The organism is Prevotella sp. HMSC073D09, from assembly GCF_001814145.1.
GTDB classification, from domain to species: Bacteria; Bacteroidota; Bacteroidia; order Bacteroidales; family Bacteroidaceae; genus Prevotella; species Prevotella conceptionensis.
Genome location: NZ_KV815107.1, coordinates 90,555 through 102,488, shown reverse-complemented (window position 1 = coordinate 102,488; position 11,934 = coordinate 90,555). Strand labels below are relative to the sequence as shown.

The window sequence follows — 11,934 nt, the reverse complement described above, 5'->3', positions numbered from 1 at the left end:
TCTTTCTAGTTATCCCAGTCTTTCTAGTTATCCTTGCCTCAACTAGCCCACGCGGCCATCTTTTCACCTTTTCACCTTTTCACTCTTAAAGGCGTTAGCCATCTTTTCACCTTTTCAACTTTTCACCCTTTCACCTTTTCACCTTTTCACCTTTTCACCTTTAAAAGGGTTAGCCATCTTTTCACCTTTTTCACCTTTTCACCCTTTCACCTTTTCACCTTTATAACCCTTTTCACCTTTATAACCTCCATTTCAAAAAAAAGCCTTACCTTTGCATCGTTATTAAGGATAAGGCTTGCCTTTGCAGGCCATTGCATTATATAAACAAGCATTCGTTCATCGGCTATAATGGCTAAACAATTTTTCGTTATTTTCGGATGCCTTGCCCTTGGCGAGGTCATCGTATGGGCAACGGGCATCAAGCTACCTTCGAGCATCATCGGCATGTTGCTCCTCACTTTCTTTCTCAAAACCAAGATAGTAAAGCTAGAATGGGTAGAGAAACTCTCCCAGTTTTTGCTTGCAAACCTCGGTTTCTTCTTCGTGCCTCCTGGCGTGGCCATCATGCTCTACCTCGATGTTATCCAAAAAGAGCTGCTGCCCATTGCTATGGCCACCTTGCTAAGCACCATACTCGTATTGGTAGTAACGGGACACATGCACCAGTTCGTTGTGAAGGCCGAGCGGAAACTGCTGGCCATGCACATGCGCAGGCATAAGAGAAAACAACAAGACCACACACAAGCCGTTGCGCCCACCAACGACGACGAAGTATAACCCCACAGTCTCATCAATCACTTATAGCGGGCCAACAGGCCAAACATCACATACCCCACACGCAAATGCAACAGCTTTTCTCCAACCAATACATCATCTTGGCACTCACCTTTGCCGTATTCTACTATTTCCGCCGACTGCAATACCGCACGGGTTGGGTACTGCTCAACCCCATACTCATAGCCATTGTGCTGCTCATAACCTACCTGAAACTAACGGGCGTATCGTTCGAAACATTCGAACAGAGCGGTCAGCTCATCGACTTTTGGCTCAAACCAGCCGTCGTGGCCTTGGGCGTGCCACTCTATTTACAGTTCGAGGCCATTAAAAAGTTATGGTTCCCCATCGTTCTGTCGCAGTTGGTGGGTTGTCTGGTGGGCATTGTCAGCGTAGTTGTCGTGGCACAGCTTTTCGGCGCGTCTAATGTGGTTATCATCTCCATGGCCAGCAAATCGGTAACAACGCCCATCGCCATGGAAGTAACCCAAGCCCTTGGCGGCATCCCCTCGCTCACGGCGGCCGTAGTGGTAATAACAGGCATCTTGGGCGCCATACTGGGCTTTAAGGCTTTGGCCTTAGGCCACGTCAGCAGTCCCATTGCCAAGGGGCTGTCCATGGGAACGGCTTCGCATGCCGTAGGGGCATCCACGGCTATGGGCATCAGCAACAAGTATGGTGCCTTCGCATCACTGGGAATTACCCTCAACGGCATCTTCACCGCCCTGCTCACACCCACCATCCTTAGGATAATGGGGATTATATAGTTGACGAATTAACAAGTTAACGAGTTGTAAAGGTGCTGTTGCAGGCTTAAACCCACGGGATAACCAGCAAAAAAACTTGTTTTCACCTACAGAACACATCGTGACAAAGGGCTAGATGCAATGCCTGGGCAAGTGAAAACAAGGTGTTTGGCTAGTGGAAACAAGGTGTTTGGGAAATGAGAACAAGGCGTTTGGCTAGTGGGAACAAGGAGTTTGGCAAATGATAGTGGGCCGACAACCAACTATCAGTGTTTAGTTTGTTGTCGACCCACTCCATTAATGATACATTCTCCCACAGAAAGCAGGAGCAAGCATGCCGTTCGTAAACCCGAAGGTTTTAACGCCTTACGGCACTTATGCTTGTACACATGCGGCAAAGGTGGAAAGGCGATGCGGCTGTTCAGTGCGCTATTCCGCGGCCTTTACTTTACGTCAACGGTTGTTGAAGGTTGGCTTTCGGCATTGTCCTTTTTGCTTACGGCCGTAACAAAGTATGTTCCAGTTTCGTTTAGCGTAACCTCTTGTTGGTATGTAACGGCTATTGTTGTGGCCTCTTTGCCCGCTCCGTTGCTGCGATATACCGCGAAGTAGGCGCCGTCTGCCCCATTCCATTGCAGCGTTTTGCCGTTGGCGCGCACGTTGGTGGGCGCAGAAGGCGGTGTGGCTGCTTTCTTACCGAGATAGGGTAGCACGGCGGGATGCTTGTAAACGTCTTTGATCACCGAGAGAATGTTAACAGGATTGTTCAGCAAGTCTTTGGCACTGTAAAGCACGCTGCCCTTTACTTTGTGGAACTTTTGGGCAAAAGCGAACTGGTTAGCCAGTTCGGCGGAACTCTGATAGGCCGCTGCCTTGTCTGAACCAAAACGATAAGTGCCATATCCAACAAAAAGCGCATTGTTATATGTAAATTGCGACCACCAATGTAGGCGGTGGTTGAAACCAGACTCGGCACTACCCATGGGGAAATAGAGCTGTGGGATGATGGCTTCAGACCAACCCTCGCGCGACCATTTCAGCACATCGGCATACATGGTGTTGAAGTTGTAGTCGGGGTCTCCCGCCGGACTGATGGTGAAAGCCACCTCGGGGCGCGTAGCCTGTATAACATCGTGTATGCCCTTAACGGTTAAGTCCACGTTGTTACGGCGGAAATCTTCTACCGTGATGGTGGGTTTTCCATCTTTATCTTTGGCTACATACTGCTCATATTCTTTCTCATCCTTGATGGTTTCGCCAGAAGCGAGCGAGGGATAGAAGTAGTCGTCGATATGCACGCCATCCACATCGTATTTGGTGATGAGTTCTTTCACAATGTCGAAGATGCGTTGGCGCACCTCGGGCAAAGCAGGATTGTACATCCTAATGGTTTTATAGTCTACCGTCATGGCCTGGGGTATGCGACTGTCTAGCGCAGGGAATGCCGCTGCATCTGCCTTTTTTGTGGCTACGCGATAGGGGTTTAGCCATGCGTGGAAGGCTATTCCGCGCTTGTGGGCCTCGTCTATCATGAAGCGCAGCACGTCGTATCCCGGGTCTTTGTCTGCCTGGCCCGTGAGATATTGGCACCACGGCTCGTAGGCCGACTTATAAAATGCGTCGGCCATGCCCCTTACCTGCACGAACACGGCATTGATGTTGTTTTGTTTAAAGAGGTCCATATAGGCGATATAGCTGGCCTTTTGGGCTTCGCCATCATACTCGCCCTGTGGCCAATCTAGCCCCCACACGGTGGCCATCCATACGCCACGCAATTCTTTCTTGGGCAGGATGGGTTGGTTGGAGAGGTCGGGCTGGTCGTTTTTGTCGTCACGATGACAGGCCACAACCAACAATACGCATAGGGCTAGGGCTACTTTCTTCCACGTTTTCATAATTATGATGTTTTAAAAGTTTCGCACACGCGGCTTTGAAAAGTTAAATGAGTTAAGAGGTTATCACTCGCTTGGCTCGTTGGGAGCTAAGACTTTTTTGAGTTGGGAAGTTGATGAGTTGATGAATTGGGGAGTTGATGAGCCTGGGATTTAATAAGTTCATAAGTTGAGGGGTTGTTGGGGTTGACGTGTTTTGTCGTCCATCCCGCAACAAGTCATCTACCTAAACCTTTGTCACTTCAACTTTTTGTTTCATTTTCCCATCAACTTGTAACTCATAAGTCCACAAACTCACCAACGTCAGATTAATCATCCTTATCTTGCGCCATAGGCACTTCAACGATAACGAAACCCGATTCGCCTCGCGATGCGAAGAGATAAAGTTTGGCATCTTTACCTTGTGCATCGCGTTCGATATAGAAGTTGGTGCAAGGCGAGGGGGCACCGTTCCCGGCTCCACCTAAGATGAATGTGTAAACGGGCTCGTGTTCGCTAGCTGCATCAAAGCGTTCGAGAGCCTCGGCCAAGTTGTTGCCTTTGCTGACGTCGAAGACGTAGAGCGTGGGCGTGGCCTTGCTTGCGCTGCCGAAACCGGCGGAACAGGTGATGAGGTAACGCTTGTTGTTGAACATGAATGCGCGGGCGGCAACGGCCTCTGCGGGTTGGTGCTCGGCTGAAAGACTGAACTTCTTTTCGGCAGCGTTGCCCGAAAGGGTGATAGGCATGGCCAAACCGCTATACAGATAGTCGCCCGTATTTTCGTAACGATAGATGTTCATTGCCACCTTCATCTTCGGGTCGGCAGACAAAATGGTTGGCTCTGACACAGTCTTATGGTTTGAAACAGTGAGGCGAAGAATGTTCTGCGCCGTGTTTTCGCCAAAGAAGATGTGCCCATCGCCGTTCTTGTCGATGTTGAGCGACATGTTGTCGCCATAGCGTTTGCCCGATTCGGGTATATCTTGCACAGTGGAACTGAATATCACTTCGGGTTTCGATGTGGGCGTTTCCCAATAATAAATCTTCAAGGGCGAGGGCTTTCCGCCAGCAAGTGTGGCCATATAGATGTGCCCATTGGCCAACGCACCCATGTTGTAGGGGAACGTTCCGCCCGATACGTCGGTGAGGTCAAGCGGTATGCGGTTGATGTTACCCGCTTTGAGGTCGTCTACTTTCAGCAAGTGTGGCTTGTTGTCCGTACGTGTTACCACCAATACATGTTGCCCATCGAAGTCGGCACAGCGTGTATATAACGTTTTAAAGTCTTCGTAACGATTGTCACCTGCGAAGCTATACACCTTAGCATCCTTAAAGTCGGCCCCTATGGGCGAAATGCGTTTGCGCACAAACATGAAGTAGTCTTTGTACCTGTTGTGGTTAAGCACGCGTATGGTGAGTTTCTTTTGCTCGTCGTCGGGTGTCATCTTGCAGTCTATCTCGGTTTTTTCGAGTTGTGCGCCGTCAGATAGTTTTGCTTCCAGTCGCAGTGCGGCGAAGTTGGTTAGTGTGTCTAGCTTGGGGAAGTTCACTTCTTTCTTCTCCTCGTCTATTCTTCCTTCCACCACTTGGTCGCCTTTTGCACCCGCATTCATTATTTTAATGCCGAGCAAATCGGTATCGTAGGGCGCATCCATGCTGTCGGGATAGTTGTCGCCACACGAAACAAATGCCGTCGCCATCATCATGGCAATGGCTGCCAGACCTATGTTCTTTATCTTGTACATGCCTTCTTTTGTTTAAAGTTTGTTGTTTGTTGAGGGGCTTTTTAAAGGAGTTATGGAGTTAAGGAGTTATGGAGTTAAGCCAAATGCTTTTTGGTGTGTAGTTAAGGAGTTAAGGAGTTAAGGAGTTAAGCCAAATGCTTTTGGTTAGTAGTAAAGGAGTAAGTAGTAAAGGAGTTAAGTTAAATGCTTGTGAGCAGCGTAACTATAATCCTTTTTTACTTGCAACCTTTTCTACTTGTAGCCTTGCAACCTTGTTTTCTCGTTATCTCGTCAACTTGTCAACTCGTCAACTTCATTTTCTCTTCCCCTCGTCAACTAAATTAATATCCTTCGGGCCATCCCTTTGTTTGAGAGAGGTGATAGCCTCGTTCGGCGTATTTCTGAATGTCGTTGTAGCCGATGGGCGAGAGATAGGGGTTCACGTTGGGCAGGTTAAGGAAAGGAAGTCTGCCAATTGTCTCCTTAGGATAGAAGAAACCCTTCATGTCCTTGGCGTTCTTGCCATTGTAAGTAACAAGCTTGCCTGCCGCATTTTGTACACGATAGGCACCCACAGTCTTTTCGTTTAGCACGCCGGGCAGTTCTGTTGGGAAGTTCACCCATGCGCCAAGAAGCAAGTCGGGGTTAGCATCGGTATCCATGTAGTTCAGCTTTTTCCATCGGCGCAAGTCGATAATGCGCGAGAACTCGAAAGCAAGTTCCATACGTCTTTCGCGCCTAATCTCCCACAACAGTTGTGGAACGTCGGCATCTCGCTTGGGGTCGTTGTTCAGTTGGTCAAGCTTCATGGCTGCCGTTTGTTTTACGTGGCGTTGCATCGCTTCTGCATCGAGCGGCCTTTTGCGAATGGCGTTGACGGAGATGTCGATGTCGGCCTGTGTAACAGCCGCCTCTCCCAGCGTGGCTAGCTCGGCTTTTGCCTCAATCCAGTTAAGCAGCACTTCGGCGTAACGCATAACGGGATAGCCCGTAACGTTTTTGTCGCCCTGAAATTCGGGTGCAGGCGTACCTCCTTCGATGTTGAGGTAAGACAAGGCCGAACGTGGAATGAACTTCGTAACATATAGTCCGCAGCTTTTGGCATTCTCCGTTGTCTTGTAATAGAACGTAGCTTCGAAACGCGGGTCGCGGGTCTTGATGAGGCTGTCGAGCGTGAAGTCCTTAGCAGCCGCCATTGTGGTGGAGTTCCAATCCTTACCATCGTTGCAGATAAACGCCTTGATCAGGTCGAGGTTGGGGCCAAGGTCGGTGGGGTTGCTGGGCAGGCAATAGGATGCCACGCAGTGCGTAACGCCTTGTTCGGCATCGTATTTGCGATAGAGGATGCAGTCTTTCGAGTCGCTCAGGTTCGTGGAGCCGAAGAGCGAACGGAAGTCGGTAGCGATGCCATATTTGCCGCTGTCTATAATCATCTGTGCCGCCTCTGTGGCCAGTTTGAAACAAGCTTTGGCGCGTTCGTTGTCTTGATAGTGGTATTTTTGCCAGCTCCCTTCGAACAAGGCCCACCTAGACACGAAGGCGGCCACCACGTAACGGTTTACATTTTGTGCGCCATCGTTCAGGCGAACGTTCTGCATGGCGTACCTGAAATCGGAGAACACCGAGTCCATCACCTCGTTGCGTGGGGTGCGGTCTTTGTAAATTTCGTTCAGTTCGTCGCGATGTATCTCGTGGTTATAGTACGGCACGTCGCCGAACACGTTCACCAAGCGGGCATATTCCAATGCGTGGAAGAAACGTGCGATGCCCAACCAATGGCGATATTGCTCGTCGGTGAGCTTGTCGGCCATCAGTTGCGTGATGCGGTCTTTCATCACATTGGCTTTCCTCACCCATGCAAAGTTCCATGTTGGCCCGCTGAATTGACTTTCCCAACCGAGCGACAGCGCAGTGCTGCCCTTCGAACTGGGCACCGCTTTCGAAAACTGCGGCTGTGTTCCTTTCAACACCACGTCGTCGTTAAAGTTGTAGTTATTGTTCGGGGTGTATGCCGTAACCCCATACCCCACCCCATATCCGGGGAAGAAATTGGGATAAAAGGCGTTGGCATAGAGCCTCACGTTGTTCTCGCTAACCCAATATTCGGGGTCTTCGGCCGAGGTAAGCGAGGGTCGGTCTAAGACGTCGTTGCACGCTGAGCAAACCAAAGTGCAAACGGCGATAAATGAAAATATTTTTAGTTTCATAGGGATTGCTTTTTAGAATGTGAGCTGTGCGCCAAACGAAAGCGACTTGAACACGGGCGTTCCCGTACCTGTTCGCCCGTTGTTGTAGTTTTGTTTAGAGGTGAACATCGAGTAACCGGAGATGGCTTCGGGGTCGATGGGCAGTCCGCGCAGGTTGTCGAAGGTGAAGAAGTTCTCCAACGAGAGATAGAGCCTTGCCCTTGTTAGGCCCACTTTGCTTATCCAATTCTGTTGGAACGAATATCCAAAGTTGATGTTCTTCACGCGGAGGTAGGCCATGTTGAGCAAGTACTTGCTCTGACGCTGCATGCTGAACCCCGTGCTATTGTTGCCTAGGTTCCATGCACGCGGATAGAAGGCGTCTGTTCTGTCCTCTCGCCAGTAGTCGGTAGCGAAAGTCTTGGGGATTGCTCCTTCCTTGGCGTTAAATCCGGGGATGGCCAACTGACCTTCTCCCCATATCTTACGCTTGCCAATTCCCTGGCAGAAGATGGAGAAATCAAAGCCCTTATAGTCTACGCCTATGCGGAAACTATACTCGTAACGCGGCGTAGAGTTGCCTATCACGGCCAAATCGCCGTGGTCGCCGTTGGTTCCTGCACCCCCAGAGATGTATCCGTCGCCGTCAAGGTCTTTGAATTTAACGTCGCCAGGTGCAAAAACCAGCTTGTCGCCGTCTTCGTATTGCACTTGGTAAACGGGGTGGCGAGCCGTCTGCTTGTTGGTAGAACGCAGCGTACCTTTATATATAACGTTTGTGCGGATGATGTTCTTGCCGTCGGCATCGTATTCAAAGTCGTCCTTTTGGAAGAGCCTGTCGGTTACAAGGCCATAGATGTCGCCATAGCGGCGGCCTGTGGAGTATTGGTCGTAAACGCTTCGCAGTTCCCACGGCTTTTGATAGTCGGCGCCTTGAACAACCGTCGTGATGGCATCTGCAAGTGTGAAGTTGGCATTAACGCCCAGTCCGTTGGCGAAACGGTGATTGAAGTCTACAGAAACTTCCCAACCTTTGGTTTGCAAATGTCCGAAGTTTCCCTTTGGCGACGATGTTCCGAGGGTTACGGGCAGGTCGTCGCCGGGTACAATCATGTTTTTGGTGTCGCGCTTAAACCAATCGAACGTTACCCCAATCTTATTGTCGAGGAAACGCAGGTCTACACCAAGGTCAAGCGTTTCGATGCGTTGCCAGGTGATGTTCCTGTCTATTAAGGCGGGCGTTCCGAACAGCGGCACACGTTTGTTGTTGCCGTCGAGCCACGTGCTAGAACCACTTTCCATCACGGCCCGATAGAGCGTGTTGGCCACAGACTGGTCGCCGATGCTACCCCACGATGCCCTGAACTTACCAAAGCTAAGTACTTTGATGATGGGTTGGGCCAAAGGTTCGTTGGTAAACACCCATCCGGCCGAGAACGAGGGGAAGGTTTGCCAGCGCAGATGCTTGGGGAACTTCGACGAACCGTCGCGCCTTACGTTGGCTTCTAGCAGATAACGGTCGGCGTAGGCATAGTTCAGGCGGCCGAAGAAACCCAGTTGTGCCTCCCAATTGCGGTTTCCGTCGCCGTCATAGGTGCCTCCTGCCAAGTGGAACTGCGGGTTGGTTTGGTCGATAAGCCCGTTGCGCAGGGTTTCGTGTGAAGTCCATTTGCTGGTTACTTGGTTCATACCGGCCATAAATTTAAAGGCATGCTCTTTCTCTGCACCCAGCCTTAGGTTGTACGTGGTGTAGGCGTTGATGGTGTTGTTGTCTGTTGCCCTGCTGGACTGTTGCACATAGCTCGATGCTACATTCGAGTAATAGTCTGCAACGGGAAAACGATATGCAGGTTTTCCGCCTGTGTCTGTGCGGTTTCCGTTTTCGTCTACGTACACGGGATAACCGTCTTCAAGCCACTGAACGGGGTTGTACCACACTTGCCCTGCGCGGTATTGAATGGCCGACTCGTTCGTTTCCTGTGCGTTGTGGTCGTAAGTGTAGTCCAGCTTAAAGTCCCAATTCTTGGTGATGTTTACGGTTACGCCGAGGTTGATGTTGAAATACTTGTTCTGTATGTTGTCGGTGTTGGCCGCACCCAGTTCGTAAGAGGGTTCGTGTAGCGGACTGCCATTGCTGGTTACGCCGATGGGGAACTGCGGGCTCCAACGGTAAAGGTAGAGCCAGGGGTCGGCAGATGTGGTTCCAACGCCGGGATAACGCTTGTTTCGGTCGGAATAAAGCGAGCTCATGCGCACCGTAACCCACTGGTTAATCTCCGATTGCAGCGACAGCGTTGCGTTGTAGCGGCGGAAGTCGTCTTTCTTTGCCGTGCGCGACATGCCATCCTGTGTGAAGTAACCCAGCCCAATGTTATAAGAGGTGTTGCCCGACTTGCCGTTCACCGATAGGTTGTGCGTCATCGTTGGTGCCCAGTCGCGCACCATCGCTTTTACGCCATCGTAAAGGCGGTAACCGTATTTCTCTCCGCCAATCACTTCCCAGTCGCGCCCGTAAAGTACGGGGTCGTTCCATTTAACGCTGCCTCCGTATTTCTCTTGCCACTCGCGCATGCGCTTGATGCTTTCAGGACTTACGCGCCACATACCGCCGGCAGGCAGGGGCGCACCGCGGTTTATTTGTGCGTCGAGCGTGTATTGCAAGCCGTCGATGCCGCCCATCTCCAATTTCCTTGCGGTGCTTTGGAACGAGAAGTTGTTAGAGTAGTTCACCTCTAAGCGGTTGCTCTTGGCGCCGTTCTTCGTGGTGATGAGCACAACACCAAAGGCAGCCTTTGCTCCATAGATAGAGGCCGAGGCCGCATCTTTAAGCACCGATATGCTTTCCACATCGTTGGGGTTAACCACTTGTATGCTGGGTATCTCCACATTGTCGAGCAAGATGAGCGGCGCATTGCTGCCTTCGATGGAGCCAATCTGTCCGCGTATCTTGATAAGCGGGTCCGAACCCACCTCGCCAGTGGGTACGCGGATGTTCATGCCGGGCACAACGCCTTGCAGGCCGCGGCCGATGTCGGCAATGGGTCGGCTCGAAAGGTTTTTGTTAACGTCTACGCTGGTAACCGCCCCCGTAAGGTTGGCTTTCTTTTGTGCGCCATATCCCACAACCACCACTTCGTTAAGTGCCTTGCTATCCTCTTTCAGCACGATGCGCATGTTGGCCGAGGCTCTAAGTGTTTGGGGGAGGAAACCCACATACGACACGACGATTTGTGCGTTGGCAGACGATAGGCGCAGTTCGAACTCGCCGTTTACGTTGGTTACATAGGCGTTGTTTGTGCCTTTTTCGGTAACACTTACGCCGATAAGCGGTTCGCCGTTGCTGTCTGTCACCACGCCCTTAGCCACCTTGCTTTGCTGTTGCAGGGCTATCGGGTTAGGCAAAAGGCCGCTGGCGGGCGTGCTGTTGGCAAGCGCCGCAGACGGCATGGCCCCAAGCGAGAGCGCGAGGGACAACATGAGCGTAGTTCGCATGGGTGCGGAACTAAGCGCAAGTCTTTTTCTTTGGAGTCCTTTGTGAAGGTTGTCCGATTGGGTAGATTTCTCGTTCATCTCATTTACATCTATTAAGATTCAACGTTTTTAGTTCTTTGTTGAGCGTGGCATCGCTGCCATTGCCGTCTCCTTTTTCTCGTCATTTGCTGTTTGTTCGCCAGCTAGTTGGGGTTGTATCAGTTGGCCGTTGTAGGCGAACAATACGTTCGGCAGGCTACATGGCCGTGTTTGCGAGTTAGGCGGACGAAGGCGACAGTTTAAGAATGTTTGGGCATCTGGTGCAGACCAAGGGCATTGCGCCGCGCTTGTTAAATGGTCTGATAGAGGGTGAAAGCGGCCTATTGTTAGGCTCCATCGCTTTGCGTATGGTGGTTCGTTGGTTGCGGTAAAGGCATTTGGGCGTTACGGTTTGGCCTTTTTGTCGGCATGCCGGTGCCTGCAACCACTTGTATAACGTGGTGTTGGCATTAACTACTGGTGTGCAGTAGGTTATTTGTTGCCATTGGGGATGTTGCTGTTTGGGTTGTATAGGTCATGTGTAGGATATTTTTGTATGATTGATACTTCTTAGAAAGGTTTTACAAATATAAGCTAAATATCAATAGGTTGGTTTGTTTTGATTGATTTTTAAGGCTTGTTTTCATATTGTTAATAGATTTTAATGTTTAAGACGGGTTAACTTCTAGTCTGCCTATCAATTGAGAGGCGTTTGTTGTCTTTGTGACACAAAACCAAGGCGAACAGAACCCGATTGTAAACCAGTATTGATAGGAGTATATTATCTTTTTGATGCAAAACCAAGGCGAACAGAACTCGATTGTAAACCAATATTGATAGGAGTATATTATCTTTATGATGCAAAACCAAGGCGAACAGAACTCGATTGTAAACCAGTATTGATAGGAGTATATTATCTTTGAGATGCAAAAACAAGACAGCCACTCCTCTCAGGTACGAAGTACTGAACAAGGATACGCTAAAATCCAAAATTCTGCCCCATTTGCCTGCTGAAAACCATGGCAAGGGTGCAAAAAAGTAATATTTTCAGTAGAAAATTCAACGCCATGAGTGCCCATTTTGTCCCCAATCGCCCAACTTGCCGCAAAAAATCGATTCT

The 11,934-nt window shown here is 50.2% G+C and carries 6 protein-coding genes; 2 read left to right on the top strand and 4 right to left on the bottom strand.

The annotated features are described in order from the left end of the window. Positions 1–348 precede the first annotated feature (348 nt). Positions 349–777 (top strand): CidA/LrgA family protein, encoded by a 429-nt coding sequence (locus HMPREF2955_RS09200; protein WP_019188232.1) that lies wholly within the window; start codon positions 349–351, stop codon positions 775–777. 65 nt (positions 778–842) lie between these two features. Beyond that, positions 843–1,541: an LrgB family protein gene (locus HMPREF2955_RS09195; protein ID WP_070722834.1), complete on the top strand. Its 699-nt coding sequence runs from the start codon at positions 843–845 to the stop codon at positions 1,539–1,541. Between the two features lie 422 nt (positions 1,542–1,963). Here the strand turns inward: HMPREF2955_RS09195 and HMPREF2955_RS09190 are convergent, their stop codons facing one another. The 4 genes from HMPREF2955_RS09190 to HMPREF2955_RS09175 all read right to left on the bottom strand — a co-directional run bounded on the left by HMPREF2955_RS09190 (position 1,964) and on the right by HMPREF2955_RS09175 (position 10,874). Next, the gene (locus HMPREF2955_RS09190) at positions 1,964–3,415 is read right to left on the bottom strand and encodes a glycoside hydrolase family 10-like protein (protein ID WP_070722832.1); all 1,452 of its coding nucleotides are present in this window, start codon (positions 3,413–3,415) and stop codon (positions 1,964–1,966) included. A gap of 305 nt (positions 3,416–3,720) precedes the next feature. Continuing rightward, positions 3,721–5,139: a DUF4623 domain-containing protein gene (locus HMPREF2955_RS09185; RefSeq protein WP_070722830.1), complete on the bottom strand. Its 1,419-nt coding sequence runs from the start codon at positions 5,137–5,139 to the stop codon at positions 3,721–3,723. A 320-nt stretch (positions 5,140–5,459) separates the two neighbouring features. Continuing rightward, positions 5,460–7,325 carry a RagB/SusD family nutrient uptake outer membrane protein gene (locus HMPREF2955_RS09180; protein WP_070722828.1) on the bottom strand — a complete coding sequence of 622 codons (1,866 nt, stop codon included), beginning with the start codon at positions 7,323–7,325 and terminating at the stop codon, positions 5,460–5,462. Positions 7,326–7,337: 12 nt separating this feature from the next. Then, positions 7,338–10,874, bottom strand: a complete 3,537-nt coding sequence (locus tag HMPREF2955_RS09175) for a SusC/RagA family TonB-linked outer membrane protein (protein WP_070722827.1) — start codon at positions 10,872–10,874, stop codon at positions 7,338–7,340. Positions 10,875–11,934 lie beyond the last annotated feature (1,060 nt).